7 protein-coding genes are annotated in these 22,073 nt (G+C 43.6%); 4 read left to right on the top strand and 3 right to left on the bottom strand.

The window, feature by feature from the left end; translation table 11 throughout:
• Nucleotide 1: 1 nt before the first annotated feature.
• Together AC3E9V_RS10490 and AC3E9V_RS10485 are read left to right on the top strand one after the other, a co-directional pair.
• A complete protein-coding gene (locus AC3E9V_RS10490; protein WP_488753143.1) occupies nucleotides 2-532 on the top strand; it encodes a YdeI/OmpD-associated family protein in 531 nt (176 codons plus the stop codon).
• Nucleotides 533-534: 2 nt separating this feature from the next.
• A complete protein-coding gene (locus AC3E9V_RS10485) occupies nucleotides 535-1,332 on the top strand; it encodes a PhzF family phenazine biosynthesis protein (RefSeq protein WP_488753142.1) in 798 nt (265 codons plus the stop codon).
• Here the strand turns inward: AC3E9V_RS10485 and AC3E9V_RS10480 are convergent.
• Together AC3E9V_RS10480 and AC3E9V_RS10475 are read right to left on the bottom strand one after the other, a co-directional pair.
• Complete coding sequence (locus tag AC3E9V_RS10480; RefSeq protein WP_488753141.1) at nucleotides 1,322-2,134, bottom strand: DUF3108 domain-containing protein; 813 nt, start codon at nucleotides 2,132-2,134, stop codon at nucleotides 1,322-1,324. The two genes, AC3E9V_RS10485 and AC3E9V_RS10480, sit on opposite strands and share 11 nt — an antisense overlap.
• Nucleotides 2,131-3,276, bottom strand: a complete 1,146-nt coding sequence (locus AC3E9V_RS10475) for a serine hydrolase domain-containing protein (protein WP_488753140.1) — start codon at nucleotides 3,274-3,276, stop codon at nucleotides 2,131-2,133. The genes AC3E9V_RS10480 and AC3E9V_RS10475 overlap by 4 nt, the downstream gene beginning before the upstream one ends.
• A gap of 312 nt (nucleotides 3,277-3,588) precedes the next feature.
• Here AC3E9V_RS10475 and AC3E9V_RS10470 point away from each other — a divergent pair, with 312 nt between their 5' ends.
• Entirely contained in the window at nucleotides 3,589-3,816 is a 228-nt protein-coding gene (locus AC3E9V_RS10470) for a DUF3820 family protein (protein ID WP_488753139.1), read from the top strand.
• Nucleotides 3,817-3,947: 131 nt separating this feature from the next.
• Nucleotides 3,948-4,487: a hypothetical protein gene (locus AC3E9V_RS10465; RefSeq protein ID WP_488753138.1), complete on the top strand. Its 540-nt coding sequence runs from the start codon at nucleotides 3,948-3,950 to the stop codon at nucleotides 4,485-4,487.
• Between the two features lie 1,528 nt (nucleotides 4,488-6,015).
• Here the strand turns inward: AC3E9V_RS10465 and AC3E9V_RS10460 are convergent.
• Nucleotides 6,016-22,071 carry an Ig-like domain-containing protein gene (locus AC3E9V_RS10460; RefSeq protein WP_488753137.1) on the bottom strand — a complete coding sequence of 5,352 codons (16,056 nt, stop codon included), beginning with the start codon at nucleotides 22,069-22,071 and terminating at the stop codon, nucleotides 6,016-6,018.
• Nucleotides 22,072-22,073: the final 2 nt, after the last annotated feature.

Here is a 22,073-nt window from a genome sequence, read left to right as displayed (position 1 = left end):
CATGAACTTTACATCCACGCTTGAAAAATTCACAGACAGGAACTCCAGTGTCTACGGACTTCACTTTCCGGTCCCTAAACCAATCGCTGAGAATTTTATAAATGGAGATAATCGAAGGATAATTTGTACCGTAAATGATTCCGAGCAGTTATCTACCGGACTAATGCCTTTTGAGGAATACTGGTACATTTTAGTCAATCAAACCGTAAAGAAAAAACTGGGAATCGAGATTGGAGACAAGGTAAACCTGCACCTGGAAAAGGACACTTCTGAATATGGAATGCCCATGCCCGAAGAGCTGATGGTCTTACTTGATCAGGATGAATCCGGAAATAAATACTTTCATGACCTGACTCCCGGAAAACAGAGAAACCTGATCTATATAGTAAGTAAAGTAAAAAATACAGATAGCCGTCTGAACAAAGCGCTGGCCATAATAGACCACTTAAAAGAATACAATGGAAAGTTGGATTTCAAAGCGCTGAATAAAAAGATCAAAGAATACAATCAGCGAAACAAAATGAACTTCTAGAAATGTCTAAAGTAAGGCTTTACAAGGTTTTTTCTAACCCCGCCCTAAATTTTCAAGGCAACACCAGCACGGTGATATTACTTCAAAAACCTCTTTCTGAAGAAGCAATGCAACGGATAGCTGCTGATATGGCTCAGCCGGCCACAACCTTCCTTCACCCGCTGCAAGAAAGCGGTTCCTTCGGTGTTCGGTGGTTTGCTCCTGATGAAGAGATTGACATTTGCGGTCATGGAGCAGCGGCTGCTATTGCTTTTTTAGCTCTACACTTTCACTCCAAAGGTCCTTATATAATTCATTATAAAACAGGCTATTTGACGGGGCAGCAACTGGATGATAATCGATTGCGGCTGGACCTCCCTGCTTTCATGGTAACTGAAGAGTTGTCCATATCAGAAGCATTAAGAAATGGATTGGGTATACCAATAGCTACGCACTTTAAGACTGAAAACAAAAATATAGTGCTGGTAGACAATGAAGAGATGGTTCGAAGTTTAACTCCGAATTTCAATATCCTGAGACAGGATGGTTCGTTTGGTTATATCGTCACTGCTCCGGGTAGTAAAACAGACTTTGTAAGTCGCACTTTTGTACCCCATGTTGGTCAGCTGGAAGACCCCGCCACAGGATCTTCCCACGCTACTCTAACACCTTTTTGGGCAGAACGGCTGAGTAAAAACGAACTCACTGGGGATCAGCTCAGCAAGAGAGGCGGATCATTCCACTGCCAGCTGAACGGAGATCAGGTCATACTATCCGGTTTTTTTGAGTTGATCATGGAGGGGGAACTAGCTAGTCCCTAAATAGGCCAGTGTGGTCTTTTCCCGCAACTGAATACGATTTTAGCTCACAAACAACCTTCCCTATTTTCATGTAAGCTTCTATCTGTAATGGAATGGTCATTTGATTCCTCCTTGTTACCCATACGGTGACTGCTTTTTCTCTTGGGAAGGTCCTGCTGACAGGAAAAAGAATATAAAACTTTGATGTATTGACTTTCTTTCCTTCAAACCTGATTACATCCTCTCCTGCATACTCCATCCCAAAATCATAAAGTTTCTTTTCAAAAAAGGTTTTGGTCAAAATGGAATCACCCACACTGTAGCCTCTCCAGTCCCGACTCCTCAGGAATAAATAGGTACCTAAAATATCATAGGTATTTTCGGTAAGGTCTACTTCCCATTTCTCCCTCTTACCATCCTTAAGGTAGTCCACGGAGCGGGCATACACCTTCATATTTTCCCAGTCAAATGCATTCCACTGATCAAAGTTTTCCTTTCGCTGACGCATTTGTTTTTCGGTATATGCTGGCCTGTAAGTATCAGTACTGATAAAACCTGTAAAGGTATCTTCTATACCTGCCAGCCAGCTAAAAAGTCCTATGGTACGCGCAGTAACTTTCGTTTTATAGTACGAATTCCCATTATCATAATGCAGTGAATCATCAATTGAAACAATGGCTTCCCCAAGAGAAAACCAGCCGTAGTTAATCCTAAACCGCAAGGTTTCATCCAGTGGAAACTGCTGTTTGTCCTGGGCAGGCAATTTTTTGACTCCAAAACAGATAATCAGATTCAGAAAAAGTATTTTTTGTAAGTTTCTCATTCATCGAAAGATTCAAGTACTAGTTTTACCATAGTGCCTATTTTGGATGGTTCCAGCCACCGGGTCACAATAAGCAGCTCCCTGGATTGGTCAATGACAATAAAATTACCGCCAAAACCAGCTGCATAGAAGATATGCTCATCCTCTACCTGCTCCCATTTCCGGGGTCCCCGATTCAGCCACCACATATAACCATAGCTTTCATTAGCCTGTGACGGTTCCTGAACGGAATCAACCCATTCTTCAGCGATCAGCCGTTTTCCTTTCCATTTTCCATTATTCAAAAACAGAAGTCCAAAGCGCGCCTGGTCATATGTATTTACAAACATTCCGCCTCCGGAATGTCCCCCACCCGTAACAGATTGCATTTTAATGCCATCTACTATCGTCCAGGCATCATCATAACCTTGCCACCTCCAGGTGGTAGATGCTCCGATCGGGTCCATGATATAGGTCTTCAGCACTTGTGGTAATGGTTTTCTCCACACCTGTAGCAAAGAGTAAGCCAAAACATTCACACGTACGTCATTGTACTCAAAAACGGTTCCCGGTTTATTTAATTGTCGAAATTTCCAATCGTCGATATCTCCTTCCGAAGGAGGACGATCGGCCCAGTCGTGAAGCCCAAAGAGACTCCCCGACCAATCTGAGGATTGATTCAGCAAATGGTCCCAACCGATGGAACGGTTGTGTGCCCCGTCAAAGGTGCCATCCCAAACATAGTCAGCTACCTTATCCTCCACATGCTCAATGAGCTGGTGATCCAGCGCCAAGCCTGCGACGGTAGACAGATAGCTTTTGGTAACGCTAAAGGTCATATCCACCCGTGACAGGTCACCCCATTCAGCTACAATGTATCCGTCTTTGATAACAACTCCTGCTGCCCCTCCTCGTTCTTTAACCGGGCCCAGGATATCGTGATAGGGCTCATGACTGAAACCTTCCAGGATGGCTACTTTTAAATCCCGGGAACCTGAATATTCATTGCTGATCGCAAAATCTACAGCCGATTGCAGCTGTAGAGGATTCAAACCGAATGCTTCCGCCGATCTGCGTTCCCAGGTACTTTTTTCCGGAAAATACTGTGAGGTAGCGTAAAATGATGGGGTGAAGAGAAAAAAATAAAGGAGTACTCTTATCATGATGCTTCAGTGGTAGTTTTGGAGCACCAAAGTAGCTAAGAATACCGAATTATGTGCAGATCAGGTGTTTCAATCCAAGTAATAACCGGAACATCAATAGCTCCAGGATAAGATTTAACAGCTTCCAGCAAACAGTAAATGCAAGTAGCAAGGCGGCTATTGGAGCCAATATGAAAACCGCAATCAATTGAAGTATGTGCATAGGACTCTGGGTTTGGAATTAATCAAATATCCACCTCTTAACAGAATCAATTGGTCTTATTTCGTTGAGAAGTCTTAAACTTAAGTTAAATAGCAAAAATGCTAATGAATATGGATCGGAATATACTCATAGAACTCACCACCTATGAAATGCCATTTGGCAAGTATAAAGGAAGTAAAATATGCAACCTTCCGGAGCATTACCTGGTATGGTTTCACAGTAAGGGATTTCCTCAGGGCAAACTTGGCATGCTGCTCAATACCATGTATGAAATACGTGTAAACGGACTGGAGGAACTACTAACTCCCATAAAAAAGGATAATTTCAAGAAATTTTAAGATTTATCAAATATATTAACTTTATATTCGTTTATCCGTTATAATCCACGTTTGGAAGAAAAAACTTACTTTGATTTCTATTTTCCAAGTAAATTGGATTATAATTTGCTAATCAGCAATATGACAGAAGTATGAAAAGAATTGTATTTGTATTTGGGTTATTACTTCTGGCTACCTATGCAGGGTACGCTCAGGAAGAGGGAGAAGAGTCCCTGGGACAAAAAATAGACGACATTACTTATGATTGGGATCTGAAAGCCGATGAGATCAACAATTATGAAGGGTTAAGCAATTTTTGTTTAAATGCAGACTACCGTAACGAGATCCTTGTGTTGTTGAAAGACATCCACCACTATGATTCAGTGCTTTATCATCGCCTTTCCAAAGCCGCCCGATTCAGTAATGACCGGGAAATTAAAAAGACCATAGAGGACATTGAGGAATTTGAAAAGGAGTATGATATGCACAGCTTCATTGGCTTTCTGAAAGAAGAATGTGACCGCAGAAAAGATATTGAGCATAGTGCCGATGATTTAAAAAGTGATATTGGCGCTAACTCGTACGACGGTCAGATCTACCTTGTGGAAACTGAACTAAACAAATTTATCAAGCATATCACCAAGCGGGTGGATAATATCAGGAAGCATGTACATCACCTGCACATCAATTAGGTTTGTTGGGGGATTAGGTTATTGGGCTATTAGTTAATTGGTGATTGGTGAATGGTGAATGGTGAATGGGTGCAACTCGTAACCTTCGCAACCTGCAACAACAATAGGCATCCCGAGGCTTCGAGAAGCGGTGATCTGTGAAACGGGTGATGGGTGAGATGGTGATCGGTAGTTATCTGTCTGTAATGAATCCCCTTAGCACCTTTGTAGCTTTGCGTGAAAATAAGTCAATACCCCCCGTAACTTCGCAACTCGTAACCTTCGCAACCCGCAACAACAATAGGCAAAACACAATAGGCAAGTTAGTATAAGGCGGAGCTGACAATGACCAAATCACAAATCAACCAAATTATCACCTCTGTGCTCTCCGTGGTTATCACCAATAGGCAGTAAGCAAAAACCTGTCCGCCGAAGCAAAGCGTAGGAGGAGCAGTAAGCAAAAGTCCGAAATATCAACTCAGCAATCTGCAGCTCGAAAAAACCCTCCCTGTAGTCCCTCCGGAGGGACAGAATCTCCGATCTGCAATCTCTCCCTTGTTTACTCAGCTTTCTCCACGATTTATCATCAGTAGGCAGTAGCGTTTTGTCGAGACTTTTGTCACATTGACTCGCAACCTCACACCTCGCAACCCGTCACCACCCGTAACTTCGCAACTCGTAACCTTCACAACCCGCAACAACAATAGGCAAAACACAATAGGCAAGTTAGTATAAGATGGAGCTAGCAATGGGCTAATCACAATCTACCAATTATCACCTCTGTACTTATCCATCAATAGGCAGTAAGCAAAAACCTGTCCGCCGAAGCAAAGCGTAGGAGGAGCAGTAAGCAAAAGTCCGAAATCTCAACTCCGCAATCTGCAGTTCGAAAAAAATCCTCCCTGTAGTCCCTCCGGAGGGACAGAATCTCCGATCTGCAATCTCTCCCTTGTTTACTCAGCTTTCTCCACGATTTATCATCAGTAGGCAGTAGCGTTTTGTCGAGACTTTTGTCACATTGACTCGCAACCTCACACCTCGCAACCCGTCACCACCCGTAACTTCGCAACTCGTAACCTTCACAACCCGCAACAACAATAGGCAAAACACAATAGGCAAGTTAGTATAAGGCGGAGCTGACAATGACCAAATCACAAATCAACCAAATTATCACCTCTGTGCTCTCCGTGGTTATCACCAATAGGCAGTAAGCAATAACCTGTCCGCCGAAGCAAAGCGTAGGAGGAGCAAGTGGCAAGTTAGTATAAGACGTAACCCGGCAATGACCAATCCTACTCTGTCAAGTTGGGATTAAGCAGTAAAGGAGGATGCAAGTCTGAAATCTCAAATCTGCAAACTGCAATTGGAAAAATCCTCCCTGTAGTCCCTCCAGAGGGACATAGTGCTAATCACAACTTTTCTCCGTTCTCTATGCGGTTTACCAATGAGTAACAAGTGTATAGTAGGTCAAAGCCTAAAAATACACACACCTACCACTGATTACCCGATCACTGGCCACCGATCACAAATCCGCAATCCGCAATCCTCCTTACTCATGTATAATCACCAGCCGCTGTGGCTTCCACTCTGCATCTTTGTTGAAGACGTGGAGGAGGTAGATGCCCGATGGCAGTTCCTCCGATGAGAACTCAATGGATTTCTTCCCTGCAGGAATATAGCCTTTCACTAATTCTCTACCTACCTGGTCGTATACCATCCAGTCCATATCCGTAAGCACAGGACTTCCAAGTTCTACATTTACAGTTTCATCTGCTGGATTTGGGTAGATGGCAAAACCAGTTTTTGTCAGGTCAAAGCCAACCTGGATCTCTCCTACCGGAATAGGGTCCAGTAAAATCTCCTCTACCTGGTACACTTCCCTGGTGTTTTCATTCTGGATAAAGACCACCACACTGACGTCATCCGGGTTATACAGGTTTTCAACTTTCCAGGTAACCGATTCAGTAAAGCTTGTATTGGTAGCCACTGGTCCGGTTTTTATGATACCGCTGGCCGATGGCAGGATCTTTCTCAGCACATTGTACAATGTATCAGTCGATGCATACTCTCCATTTTCAATGCCTGTTATATACTTCTCAACCACCATAAACCGTATGGAAAGCTCGGTGTCTTCATTCTCAATTGCTGATAAAGCGGTAAATGTAGCCTCTGCGGTTAATGCTCCTTCTTCTACATATGCTGTATCTATTATAGAAAAGCCTCTGTCTCTGAGAGCAGCCTTGTCCAGGTTGATGCCTAAAACTTCTGGTTTCTGATTGAGCTTCACATCTCCCTCAATGATCACACTCGGAACCTCCGAAACACCGTAGAAACCAGACCTTGCTGCCGGATCAGAGGTATTTCTGCCATTGATCACATCTATTTCTGCCACACCTGTCAGACCGGTATAATAATTCACCCAAACGGTGCTTGCCCGGCCAATGGTATCAAATGCGATGGCAGATGCTTTACTTTCCGCCGACAATGTGCTTGAAAATGTTTCAAAAAGCACTCGCTTCTGACCATTGTAAATCCTGAAATCATCAAAAGCAAAACCTTCGTCATTCGCATCAATGTCTCCTGTATTTGAGCTCATCGCAAAGCGGAAACGGATATTACTCAAATCCACATCACTGGTAGTAGGTAACTGGTGACTGGACTGTAGCCATCCATCATTTGAAGCATTAAACTTATCCTGTCCTTCAGACCACCCAATACTATTCAGGTTAAACCCAACACTTGAAACTCCATTAACCCCAAGTGTCCCGGGCCCGGAAGGAATGTCTGAATTGGTGTACCAGTTGAGTCCTCCTGTAGCCAGATCAATTGCTTCTGCAGTATTTTCACTGATTAGGGTATTAAAAGATCCAATGGGTTTCCAGGATTGTCCATTATCATCTGAGTATTGAAGAACCACCCCATCACGGAAATCTGCAAAGTAATGCTTATGAGCAAAGCTTATGATCGGCAGATCAATGCCGGAAACATCAAAAACAGGAGAGTACACCCAGGACTCCTCATTGCCCTGATAATTACCGGTCAAATTGGTCACCCATGCGTTACTTCCTGAGGCGGCATCAGCAATTTTAATACCAGATGGTACACCTACCTCCCAGGAGTTTGGTTCATCAATATTGGATTTAACACGTGTATCTGATTTCCCATCATCCGAACGATATTCCGCAAACCAGCCGTGCGAGCCATCCTCAAAGCTCTCAAAATAATCCTCATTATCTAAAACCCAGGTCTTAAGGATAGTAACATTCCTGGTTGTATCCACGATACAGGCTTCACTGGTCTGCATAGTCAGCGTTATAGTGTAATTACCCGGATTGTCAAAGGTAAAATCATCGCCCGGCATATAACCAAAACCATGAATCTCTTCGGTTTGTGTCTTAGCAAACAAACTTGTCTCACTGTCATCAAAAATTTCATATTTAGTCAATGCAACATCAGTTTCAGGAACTTCTATATTTTCCTCATAGAAATTAAATGTAGTTACCTTACCTGCCGTAATACCTTCCCAGGTTAGTGTAGGAACAGGGGGTTCTCCTACCTCTATACGGACCTCTGTAAAGTCTTCACTTTCACAGGCTCCCTGACCTACTGCCAACACGAAAATGGAAACTGAACTGGCATTATCAGGATCTAGATCAGGAGTAGTGGCAGCTAATACTTCAGCAAAGGTTATGGAAACACCCTCTTTAATAAGCGGGCTACTTGTATTGTCATCCTCATACCAACGATACACCACATTATCAGAAGTATTGGAAACTTCAAAATCAAAATCCTGATCAACCGACCTTTCACAGAAAAGAAATGTGTAAACATCGGCAGAAACATCAACTGTCCCCTCTTGGAGTATTTCAGGGGTTTCAGGAATTTGATATACAATTGCTCTTACCGGAGTTGGCTCGCTAAAGGAACCGTCAAAACCTTCATTTGGTAAAATATTATTTACCTGTCTTACATAAAATGTAGTATCAATATTCCTTAGACCTGCATCAACCAAAGATTTAAGGTCTATACTTATCACATTTTCAGTGATTGGACTTTGAGGGTTTCTGATAGCTTGAGCATCTTCAGCCAAAATATCCGTTTCTTCTGCATACCAATTGAATGAATAGTTTCCAACGTCATTAGTTACTCCAGAATAAGTAACTGTTGTGGAACCTTCTGTCACATCCACATCACACTGCGTTCCGGGCTCAACGACAACAGGAGCATCAGGGATAGCAAAAACTGTGACCTGAATTTCCAGGTAGTCACTCTCACAACCTATAAATGAAGGCACGCCGGAACCAATATCCTGAGTCTGGGAAACTAAGAAGGTATAAACACTGTCTGCTTCAGTAATTCCCAGTGTGGCTGCAGTAGTCACAGATATACCATCAACAGGAGTTTCCACAAAAAGCTCTGCACCATCCGGAATTCCGTCCTGATCAGCATCAGAATACCACCTGAATTCAGCATCTGATTCTCCAGTAACACGAACATCATCTATTACATCTCCATCATTGTAATAAAAAGTAACCTCCGGGTTTTTATCTGCATCATCATCAGGATTTTCAGGAGCATCAGGCACATGATAAATGTTAATGGTCACAAGGGCCATATCAGCTTCCTCTGTTTCACAACCAGAGAAGTTGGATCCATTTGGCTGGATATAATTGGTTTGCGAAACTCTGAACCTCCGCACCCCTTCCTGAGCAGAAAGTATTTTCAGGTCTTCACCTGTAACAACAATTGATCCGGTATTGGTCCCCTGTGTAATAACCGGTGTAGTATTAGAAACAGAACCATCCGTACCTGCCGTATACCATCTAAAAACCGTAGAATCGGATGACACATCTCCAGTAACCGTGAAGGATGTATTGAGGTCTCCCTCACAAAAACTCACTTCCAGATTATCAGTTGCACCACTGCCATTATCAATTAATGGAGCAGCAGGATCAGGAAATACAGTAATGGCTATCTGTGATGTTTCACTAATACAACCATCGTAACCTGAAATATTATTTTCATCCCTGGTCTGGGCTACATAGAAATAATAGGTAGTATCAGTGCTGCCTGTTCTGATATTACTGAAGCCTTCATCTTCTAACTCCAATTGAGTTACAAACCGACCCGCAAACACGGTAACATCAATTTCATTAGTTGATGGTTGAGTTGGATCAGAAGGGTCTGCTGTATACCAGGTATAAGTACTACCTTCCAGTGATGGTGTCTCTATGTTCGACAAATCATCTCCTGAACACAGATAGTAGTCGGTTCGTCCACCTGAGAATGCCGTAGTATCGGGAGCATCAGGAATCTCATATACAAACACATCAACCTGAGTAAAGTCTTCGCTCTTACACCCAGCAAATTGTGCGTTGGATGATCCGGACCCGTTCACGAATGTACTATCCTTATTAACCTGTTTAAAGAAGAATGTAGTATCAGTTCCTGCTAAACCTGAATAGCTAAATGGAGCAGATGTCAGGTCCAAAATATCAGAGGTTGTAAAGCCAATAGAATCCTTATCTTCATTGTAAAGTATAAAGTAGGATAACCCATCATTTTCCAAAGTTGAAGTCTCCAGACCTTCACTCCCTTCTCTCAAGTCGATCGTCTCTAAAGTGGTGGTCTGCCCGGGTTGCTCACAATATTCAAAAACATATTCACCAACTCCTGTTTCTGCACCAGCTGTGGTAGTATTAAGATTTACATTAGGTCTCTCCGGATTAGAAATGATTTTAATAGTCACCTTTCTTACAGAGGACTCACACCCTTCAAATCCGGAACTGCTTATATCCACATCTGTGGTATTTGTAAAGTAAAATATTTTGACAATGCCCCCATTAGGCGTAGTGGTACCGAAAAGCTCTAAAGGAGTAATATATTCTCCACCAGCACTGGCCACCTCTATCTCACCTGTGTAATCAGAGTTGCTATACCATCTTATGCTATCCCCCGATCCAAATGTTGCTGTTAAGTCAGGAATTACATCCCCTGCACAAAACTGCAGGAAATAGTCATCATTGATTCCATCATTATTTAGATCATTACTATCAATTCCTCCAATCCCGGTCAAATCGTCGTTCAGTGTTGGCTTGCTAGCCTGCGGTAAAATCTCAAAATCAACAGTCTCTGTGCTATCACAACCTGCTGGTGTTAATGAATTCGTGGTGTACGCTAACTTATACTGTCCGGTACCATAAGTTGCCGCGAAAGTTGTAGGATTAAAATTTGCATTACCACTTGAAAATGCCGGAGTTAATGGATTCCCCAGGTTGTCAAGTATTTCATAGCCATTTGTAGCATTCTGAGTTATGCCATTTACTGTTACTGAAATATTGAAATCACCATCGTTATCACAGTAGTATTCGTTCACATTTTCAATTTCCACAGTAGGAAGGGAATACAACTGTATAACCTCTGAAGCATACTCATACGAAGATAAGAAAACATCATCCGTAACATTAATCACAAATTCTACTTCAACGTCATCTGTTGTTAGAACGTAAGCTTGATCCCCGAGAGGGTCAGGGTTGAAAACCCATCCTGTTGTGTTTGAAGGTGTACCCAGGATCGTACTTGGCGTTTCAACCATCACACCAGAGGTAATGTTCGCTACTCGACTTCCTCCGCTATTCAGGAGGTAAACGCTGATATTATAAAAATCCGGATTACTGGTATCGGTCCCATCAACATCAATACCATCTGGCGCATTGACGGAAAATGCATTATCAGCATTCTCATTACAAAAATCAGTTGATGAAAATAGGTTGTTAACAGCATTAACCGTAAAGGTTACCTGATAGGTAGCCAATTTTCCTGAAGTCCTGTTGGTTAATTCATAAGTTATCGTGTGAGGAGATCCATTAGATGTTGCAGCGCTTGGAATAAAATCTGTAGTACTGTTCCCCCCCTCATTGTAGGTAATCCCCTGAAGTCCATTACCGGTATATATGGCATCATATCCTGTCGGGTGGGAAATACTTAAAGTAGTACCCTCATCATCTGCCTCAGAAAAAACGGTAGTACCTTCACTGTTATTAGCTTCAACAATTGCTATATAATATTCCAATGGATCACTTTCGCATGTAGTTGTGGTGTTCGTCTGGGTAATATAAAAAGTATGAATTCCCAGGTCCGCAGTAGTCAAATCAAAATCATCAAGATTAAGGGTCTGCGTCGTGGTAAAATCAGATCCCGACACTTCTGTGGTCAACGCGGCATCCGAATAGATCTGGATATTGTTACCTGAGGTTGCTACCTCAATAACTGGCACTAAGAGAACACCACCTGCACCCGTTATTGCGCTTACTGTATACATGGCTAAATCATCACCGGCTGTATCTCCATTTGTTCCTGTGGATTGTTCAGTGACTTCCACTCCAACTGACAATGCAGATGGCAGATCGACACTGGTCACGGTACCAAACACCGGATCATCTTCGCCTTCAGCACCAAAAATCACCGCCGTACCTCCGGATCGCTCTATATTTTGAGCAGAAGCATAGGAAGTACTTCCCACAGCTACTATCCGTAAACCGGAAATTTGCAAGGCATCCTGATTAGCAAGGTCTGGTGAACCGTCTACAGTAAACTCAACCCTAAGGGTATTATCCGCCAGGAATGAGGTACCTACAGGAGTAATATCAAATAAGGTTCCCCCAAGTGATGGGGTGGAATTGGCTACATCAAACTCAAAACCTGTAGGAGTCTGCAATCTTAAGGTGACATTGGAGCCACTTCTGAAATCATTGCCTATCCCCTCAGTGATGGTAATCGTAGAAAGGAGTCGGTTAGGCCCTTCCAGGCACAACGAAGAGGTTGTCGTTCCCTGGGTAATCACCACTCCGCCTGTCTCAATAGCGACAGACTGGACAGTCCCCTGGTTCCCTATTGCATCTTCAGTAAAATAATAAACCGTATACGATGTATTTCTGCTTAATACTTCATCTACGCTGAAGTCACTGGTAATGGAAGTAACGGAAATACTTCCTGAAGCATCTACCTCCAATGTACTGCCAGCTCCATCCTGGCCATTGATTATTTGTGTTTGGTCCGGATTAGCAGTAGCCAGATCGGTCAATATCGCATAATAAATGGTACCCGTTTCATCCAAATTGTATAATAGACTGGCAGTTTGCCCCAGTACTGAAAGTGTCTCTGTATCAAAAGCCGGAGGAGTATTATCAATCACATAAAAGTTGTTATTGGTACCCGTTGAGGTCGTATTTGTCAAAGAGTTACCTCCTTCATCAGCAATATTCTGTCCTCCGTCAAAGGACAAAGTAACTGTACCATCATAACTGGCCAGGTCTCCGCCTGTAACATCTACACGCCAGGTATTCCCGCTCGAATTCACAACATTGGTAGCGTCACCAGTTGTTCCACTAGCATTGAAATCATCTGCTGTGACATTTAAAACCGTTTCAGAAAAAGCTACATCAAAGGATAAGGCATCCACATTGGTAGGTGAGTTAGTAGGTGAGTTTCGGTCAATACTTAAAATAGTGGGGGCCGTATTATCTATGGTATAAAATTCATCCGTTGTTTCGGATCCGGAAAAAGTATTTCCAGCTTCATCTGATACCACACCTGTAAAATTCAGTGAAAGAGTACCGTCCCCATCAATGTTTGTGATTGTTACGGTAAACTGACCTCCTGCACCCTCGGTGATTGACTGAATTAAAGCGGATGAACCAACAGGCTCAACAATAGCTAAATCAGCCGATGTGAAAGAGGTGGCCTGAATATCTTCATTGAAATCTGCGGAAAAATTAAGCGTATTGGCATTTGTACGATCGCCACTTGCGGCCACATCATCCACGGTGATGTTTAGTGTAGTTGGACCGATATTATCAATTCCGAATGCAGAGGAGGTCTGCACCGATCCTAGCGTGTTTCCGGCCAGATCAGCTATGGAGGCATCCAGCGAAATACTCAAATCACCATCACCAGCAATATCACTGATATTAAGGGTGTAATTCTGATCATCTCCATCGTTTACCAGGCTTACTGAGCCCCCAAAAGTCCCCGTCCCTGTGGTCAGGGAATTCACCGTTACGGTTCCGGTAACAGTCACTGTAATATCATTCTCATCGAAACCAGCATCATCCATCACCTCATCAAAGGCTATATCGAAAGAGACCATATCTGCATTGGTGGTGGTGATCGATCCCGTGCCAGGGGTATTTCGAGTAAGAGTTACCCCGGGATTCGTTTGATCAATGGTCAAACCATCGGTGATTGACTCAGTGTACTGGTTACCTGCTTCATCAGTAACCCGGATATCTACATCATAGGTACCCGTACTGAGTCCAAGAGGTGTCGTATCATAATCCCACGATCCGTCACCCGGATTAGTAGCTGTATTATATCCACCACTGTTTATTTGTATCTCCACCACGAGATTGGCGTTCGCTGTAGTATTATCACTTAAGCCATCCCCTTCTAATAAAGGTGTGGCAGATGATGTAAATACAGGTACAAAAGCATTGGCTAATGGGTTGGTCTTATCAATATTTATAACCAGGGTACTGTTAACGGTCGTATTTCCTGAAGGGTCAGTGGCTGTAAAGGAAATAGTAGCATCTCCTTCATTCATGATTGAAACATCTGCCCCGTTTGATCCGGTATGATTATCTCCACCATTGTCCGTAAGCTCAAAGGCTGAGTTAAAAGCGTTGTTCAGTACTGAAAGGTCAACTGTCACCGTTGCTCCTTCGCTCATATCTGCTTCGAAAGTGATGGTTTCCCCTGAGCGGTAGTTATTATCCCCGCCATTATCATCCACATTAAGGAAAACAGGGTCTGCCGCATCTACATATTCATTTGGTGTGTCAGTATCTGCAATCTCGGCACCTCCGGCAGAAGCATTGATATCTCCGGTAGCTGTCGCGTTGTAAGTAATGGTCAGGTTAGTAATTCCGGTACCAGTTATCGGATCAGCACTAAATGGGAATCCCATGGTGGTTACACTGGTATAAACGTATGTAGCAGCATCTATAGCATGGTCTGTGCTGCCATCATTGATAGTGAAATAGTCATCCAGTCCCGGATCGGTTAATGTCACTGCTTCTCCAAATTCAACACTTACCGAATCAATATTTCCATCCAAATCATCATCAAACCAGGAAGCTGAAAGTATCTTAGGCGCTGCTCCATCCTGAGCAGCAATAGGAGTCCCGGTGTCTGCCAGCTGATTTTGTGCAGTAGCAATATCCACAACAAAACTACCATTATTGGAATATCGAACCTCGTAAGCCCCGGTTCCCTGAGTATTAACAGGAGTCCACTTAAGGGTAATGTATTCGTCATTGTTATCAGTATCCGAGCCACCGGGAAGATTAGATGCTGAAGATGAAAAGCCGGTGATCGCATCTATTTCGGTTGTAAATCCATCAGATGAAACCTCAAACCCACCGAAAGCATCTATGAGGCTCAAGTCATCAATTGATTCGGAAAACTCAACTTCCATCCGGTTCACGGTACCATCACTATTGCTATCATAAGACCATGCATCTACAATGATCGGAGAAACACCGTCTTCTGTTCCTGAAAAATTTTGTGTTCCGGTTATGGAGTTTGAAGCTGCATCCACTATTAATCCTGATCCCAATGAAATAGCAGGGGTAATACCAGAGTCAGGTGTACCACTTTCATCAAAAGAAATGATCACCACAGCATCATCACTGGTAGTAGTTACCTCCGTTTCATTGATATAAGTACCTACGTCAAACGTTTTCGTTGATCCTGTTTCATTGATATTTTCAGAGAATGTGATCGTTACACGATCTATTTGACCATCAGCATCATTGTCACCAGTTATCGCAGAAATGATGGCTGGTGCAGCCTCATCTATTGCGGTAATAGAAGCATTAGTAGATGCAGCATTTGGTGTGCTATAATTGTCCGTTAGTGTTCCTGCTGTATACGAAACATCAATGGATCCTGTAGATGGAATGTCTACTTCAAAGGTAAAATATTCATCGTCACTGCTATTTGGATCAAGTCCATTGTTAAAAGTAGAAAGCACACTAGTCGGAGTTGTGCTTTCTACGGTAAAATCTCCGAGCGTGATCGTTGCATCATCCACCGGCTCGCTCATTTGGATGACGACCTCATCCACAGTACCATCTTCATCTGTATCAAAGTAGGTAGCATTGGTAAAAGTAGGTGCTGTGAGATCCGCTGTAATATTGAACGGATCACTGGCTGCCGCGTCGGTCAGCGCTCCGGAGGTAGTTCCCAGTGTAATGGAAGTTTCATTATTTCTAAAGAACACATCACTGGGTGTTCCTACTCCCTGGCTCCAATCAGAGGCATTAGCTACAGACGGAGCAGACGGCGTGACATCCAATGAGGTTCCTGTTGAGGTGATCTGCACCGCATCGGTTACATTATCATAATCCAGATCCCTGTTTCCGTAAGTATCGGTAGCTTCCAGTGTAACAGGTACTGCAGTGTTCGCTTCGGTATCTACCGGTTGTAGTAGAAAACGGTATTCGCTGGCATCTACACTTACAGTAACAGAGCTTGTAATATCAAATGAAGAATTATTCTCGTATGAACTTCCGGTGTAAACCCTATCCACTTTATCTCCACCACCATTCCCATCTATGTCATTAGTACTTAAAGTAAACTCCAAAGCCTTTCCGTCAATATCGACTGCTTCAGCACCCAAATCTGTCTTAAACCAGACTTTCAGGGCATACTCTTTTCCAATATAGGTACCATCACCTCCATCATCATCTCCGGGAAGATAGCCCACATTATCAGAATTGTCAGATAATGTATTGAATTGAATGTAATCGGAAGCTATGACATCCGCAGTTTCCGACACTCCGTTATCGTCAATGAGTTCTGCTCCGTCAAACACAGCGGACCAGTCTATGTCATCACCACTACCCCTTCGGAAAATAAATTCAGCTAGTCTTTCAGTAGATCCTGAGCCATTTGTCAAATGAAAATGGAAAACAGCAAATGAGGTCGTTTGTGTACTCGATATGGAAGCTGGATTGTTGTTACATTGGGAGGGTTCCAAATGGCCTTCATTGTTACCTGTACCATCTACGTTATAGACAGTATGATAATCAAAGGTACACTCAATTGGTGCTATATTGTCTGAAGTGAAATTCAGATCGGTATCATTGGCAATTCCCGCATACGAGTTACTGGATGCACTGTTATCATCAATAGCTGTAGCATCAATCCGGATCGAATAATCATCTCCAAGGGTAAAATCCGAAGTAGGGTCAATGGTAATGGTACTGGTAGGACCAGCCACCAATGACCCGATGGCAAATTGTTCAAATTGGACTACGTTAGTCAGATCATTGATCGTAATGTTCCCGGTTCCTGCTACTATGTCCTCTGAAAAAGTCAAAATAATATCATTTGCAGCAGGGAAACTAATGGAATTATCAGCAGGTGAAGAACTGGAGAGTATAGGGTCTGCACTATCTGTAATTGTCTCAGAATCATCGCCAGTGGCTATAATCGCATTTCCTGCAGCGTCTTCCCATAGACCGGCAAGGCCATCGATATCAGTGGATCCGGCCGCTGTGCTTATAGAATAATTCTCATCTGTAGAGGTGATGCTAGACACAGAAACCACATTTGATGAAGCAGCCGGATCGGAGATGGTAGCTGACGTGGCAACTACACCATCAGGAAGTGTCAATGTACCCAGATCTGCAAATACGGGTGCAACTCCATCATCTGTATCAATATTTTCACTGAATGTTACAGTAAGGCTATCAATAAAACCATCACTGGTAGTATCGAAAATTTCCAGGTCTACTACTATCGGAGCAGCACTGTCACTGGTTCCTTCATTATCATCGGGGTTACTTGTAGTATTGGTCCCGTCTGTCCATTGATTGGTGATGCCATCAATACCAAGGAGACCAACGGCCGTATTCGCTGTTAACTGTCCACTAATTCCGGTAATACTAATCACAGCGCTCGCCCCTGCCGGATCATCGAATACAGCTGAACCCAGATCAGCTGTCTCACCATCAGGTAAAGTGATCGTACCAAAATCCGCAGCTACCGGAGCAGAACTATCATCTGTGTCTACATCCTCACTCCAGGTAACATCGATACGATCAATTAACCCATCAATATCTGTATCATAGATGTCAAGGTCCGCGATTGTTGGTGCGGCACTATCACTGGTTCCTTCATTATCATCAGGATTACTCGTTGCATTCGTACCGTCTGTCCACTCGTTGGTAATCCCATCGATATCAAGTGACCCAACTGCAGTATTCGCGGTTAGCTGCCCGGCGATCCCTGTAATACTTACTAATGCACTCGCTCCGCCAGGATCACCAAATGCAGCTGAACTCAGATCAGCTGTCTGGCCATCCGGCAAAGTAATTGTACCAAAATCTGAATCTATTGGTGCACTACCATCATCTGTATCAACATTCTCACTCCATGTAATATCTATTCTATCAATTAAACCATCAAAGTCCGTGTCAAAAATATCAAGGTCTACGATTGCAGGCGCAGCTCCATCGGTAGCTGCTGTGGTTCCTATATCTGCTAATATGTTACTGTTACCATCCGCTATATCGTCCGATCCTGCCCCATCATTGGTATATTGATAACTAATTGCTCCGGTTCCAGTATCCGACACATTGGATGCTGTAAAGGTTAACGTTATATACTCATCATCGGCATCACTATCCGTTCCTCCTGATACAACAGTTGTCGTGGTACTAAACCCACTGATCAAATCACTGCTCGTAAAACCATCGTCTGATACACTCCAGTCGCCCAGTACGCCAGCATCAAAATCCGCATCGGTCACCGACTCACTAAACTGAACCTCAAGCCCATCTAAAACTCCATCTGATGTCCCATCAACCGAATATACATTCAGTACTATTGGGGCGGCTCCATCATCTGCAGCAGTAGAACTAATATCTGCCAATACATTGGAACCATCTGATATGTCATCCGAACCTCCGCCATCATTGCTATAAGCATAGTTGATAACCCCTGTCGTCTGAACATTACTTGGACTAAAGGTCAAGGTTACATATTCATCGTTAGCATCACTGTCTGTTCCTCCTGATACAACAGTTGTCGTAGTACTAAACCCACTGATCAAATCACTGCTCGTAAAACCATCGTCTGATACACTCCAGTCGCCCAGTACGCCAGCATCAAAATCCGCATCGGTTACCGACTCACTGAATTCCAACTCCAGGGATTCTGACTCGCCATCTCCTCCATCCAACGTGATCGCCTGGATAACTACAGGTGCTGCTCCGTCAGTAGCTGCTGTGGTTCCTATATCTGCTAATATGTTACTGTTACCATCCGCTATATCGTCCGATCCTGCCCCATCATTGGTATATTGATAACTAATTGCTCCGGTTCCAGTATCCGACACATTGGATGCTGTAAAGGTTAACGTTATATACTCATCATCGGCATCACTATCCGTTCCTCCTGATACAACAGTTGTTGTGGTACTAAACCCACTGATCAAATCACTGCTCGTAAAACCATCGTCTGATACACTCCAGTCGCCCAGTACGCCAGCATCAAAATCCGCATCGGTCACCGACTCACTAAACTGAACCTCAAGCCCATCTAAAACTCCATCTGATGTCCCATCAACCGAATATACATTCAGTACTATTGGGGCGGCTCCATCATCTGCAGCAGTAGAACTAATATCTGCCAATACATTGGAACCATCTGATATGTCATCCGAACCTCCGCCATCATTGCTATAAGCATAGTTGATAACCCCTGTCGTCTGAACATTACTTGGACTAAAGGTCAAGGTTACATATTCATCGTTAGCATCACTGTCTGTTCCTCCTGATACAACAGTTGTCGTAGTACTAAACCCACTGATCAAATCACTGCTCGTAAAACCATCGTCTGATACACTCCAGTCGCCCAGTACGCCAGCATCAAAATCCGCATCGGTTACCGACTCACTGAATTCCAACTCCAGGGATTCTGACTCGCCATCTCCTCCATCCAACGTGATCGCCTGGATAACTACAGGTGCTGCTCCGTCAGTAGCTGCTGTGGTTCCTATATCTGCCAATATGTTGCTGTTACCATCCGCTATATCGTCCGATCCTGCCCCATCATTGGTATATTGATAACTAATTGCTCCGGTTCCAGTATCCGACACATTGGATGCTGTAAAGGTTAACGTTATATACTCATCATCGGCATCACTATCCGTTCCTCCTGATACAACAGTTGTCGTGGTACTAAACCCACTGATCAAATCACTGCTCGTAAAACCATCGTCTGATACACTCCAGTCGCCCAGTACGCCAGCATCAAAATCCGCATCGGTCACCGACTCACTAAACTGAACCTCAAGCCCATCTAAAACTCCATCTGATGTCCCATCAACCGAATATACATTCAGTACTATTGGGGCGGCTCCATCATCTGCAGCAGTAGAACTAATATCTGCCAATACATTGGAACCATCTGATATGTCATCCGAACCTCCGCCATCATTGCTATAAGCATAGTTGATAACCCCTGTCGTCTGAACATTACTTGGACTAAAGGTCAAGGTTACATATTCATCGTTAGCATCACTGTCTGTTCCTCCTGATACAACAGTTGTCGTAGTACTAAACCCACTGATCAAATCACTGCTCGTAAAACCATCGTCTGATACACTCCAGTCGCCCAGTACGCCAGCATCAAAATCCGCATCGGTTACCGACTCACTGAATTCTAACTCCAGGGATTCTGACTCGCCATCTCCTCCATCCAAAGTGATTGCCTGAAGAACTACAGGTGCAGCTCCATCAGTCAAAGTCACAGAACCATCCGGATCACTTGTCTGGTTGGTTCCGTCTGTCCATTCTGTGGTGATACCACTGATGGCTGTTGACCCCAATGCCGTATTGGCTACCAATTGATCACTTATATTGCTAAGAGTTACTGTAGAACTACTCCCAGTTGGATCAGTCATAGTCGCTGATGATACTGTCTCTCCATCTGGTAAGGTGATCGTACCAAAATCATTCACTACAGGTGATGCTCCGTTATCAGTATCCACATTCTCACTGAATGTCACTACTATCTGATCAATAAATCCGTCAAAATCTGGGTCCTCAATACTTAGACCTGTTAGGATTGGTGCAGCACTGTCACTGGTCCCTTCATTATCATCCGGGTTACTCGTCGCATTCGTGCCGTCCGTCCACTCATTAGTAATACCATCAATACCAAGTGACCCTACTGCAGTATTTGCTGTTAACTGTCCGCTAATTCCGGTAATACTAACTACAGCACTCGCCCCTGCCGGATCATCGAATACAGCTGAACCCAGATTAGCTGTCTCACCATCAGGTAAAGTGATCGTGCCAAAATCAGCAGCTACAGGTGCACTACTATCATCTGTATCAACATTCTCACTCCAGGTTACATCGATACGATCAATCAAACCATCAAAATCTGTATCGTAAATGTCAAGGTCGGTGATAGCAGGCGCTGCTCCATCAGTCAAAGTCACAGAACCATCCGGATCACTTGTCTGGTTGGTTCCGTCTGTCCATTCTGTGGTGATACCACTGATGGCTGTTGACCCCAATGCCGTATTGGCTACCAATTGATCACTTATATTGCTAAGGGTTACTGTAGAACTGCTCCCACCCGGATCAGTAATTGTGGCTGACCCTACAGTCTCTCCATCTGGTAAGGTGATCGTCCCAAAATCACCCACTACAGGTGATGCTCCATTATCAGTATCCACATTCTCACTGAATGTCACTACTATCTGATCAATAAATCCGTCAAAATCTGGGTCCTCAATACTTAGGCCTGTTAGGATTGGTGCAGCACTGTCACTGGTCCCTTCATTATCATCCGGGTTACTCGTCGCATTCGTGCCGTCCGTCCACTCATTAGTAATACCATCAATACCAAGTGACCCTACTGCAGTATTTGCTGTTAACTGTCCGCTAATTCCGGTAATACTAACTACAGCACTCGCCCCTGCCGGATCATCGAATACAGCTGAACCCAGATTAGCTGTCTCACCATCAGGTAAAGTGATCGTGCCAAAATCAGCAGCTACAGGTGCACTACTATCATCTGTATCAACATTCTCACTCCAGGTTACATCGATACGATCAATCAAACCATCAAAATCTGTATCGTAAATATCCAGGTTGATGATCTGGGGCTCAGCACTATCTGTATACCCGGAAGCCACAGATGCATCTGTTACTTCTGAGCTTGTACCCGTTTCAACGATCTGTGCATCAGGATCAGATGTATCATAGGTTATTGTAAGACCTGAAATCCCTGTTCCCGTTATTTCATCTCCAATAAAATCCAAAGTTAAGGTAGCAGTATTGGAGGCAGAATAATCAGCATTATCTATTGTCTTATTGCCACCATCGTTAATCAGAATACACCCCAGTCCATCGGTAGTCGTAGCAGTATCTCCAACGTCTACATTGACACTGAATGTCAACACGACCCGGTCAATGTTCCCATTCCCATCACTATCAATCCACTCAGCATCTGTAATAGTCGGCTGTGCAAGCCCTGCAAACCCAAGAAGTCCAAAAAAAGCGGCAATTATAATCTTCTTCATAA

This window comes from Marinoscillum sp. HNIBRBA16962 (assembly GCF_057801515.1).
The sequence above is the reverse complement of the archived record's forward strand: the minus strand, read 5'-3'. Positions and strand labels throughout refer to the sequence as shown.

Coding starts and splice junctions, on each gene's coding strand:
- AC3E9V_RS10490 (WP_488753143.1), top strand. CDS start 2: ATGAACTTTACATCCACGCTTGAAAAATTCACAGACAGGAACTCCAGT.
- AC3E9V_RS10460 (WP_488753137.1), bottom strand. CDS start 22,071: ATGAAGAAGATTATAATTGCCGCTTTTTTTGGACTTCTTGGGTTTGCA.
- AC3E9V_RS10475 (WP_488753140.1), bottom strand. CDS start 3,276: ATGATAAGAGTACTCCTTTATTTTTTTCTCTTCACCCCATCATTTTAC.
- AC3E9V_RS10480 (WP_488753141.1), bottom strand. CDS start 2,134: ATGAGAAACTTACAAAAAATACTTTTTCTGAATCTGATTATCTGTTTT.
- AC3E9V_RS10465 (WP_488753138.1), top strand. CDS start 3,948: ATGAAAAGAATTGTATTTGTATTTGGGTTATTACTTCTGGCTACCTAT.
- AC3E9V_RS10470 (WP_488753139.1), top strand. CDS start 3,589: ATGGATCGGAATATACTCATAGAACTCACCACCTATGAAATGCCATTT.
- AC3E9V_RS10485 (WP_488753142.1), top strand. CDS start 535: ATGTCTAAAGTAAGGCTTTACAAGGTTTTTTCTAACCCCGCCCTAAAT.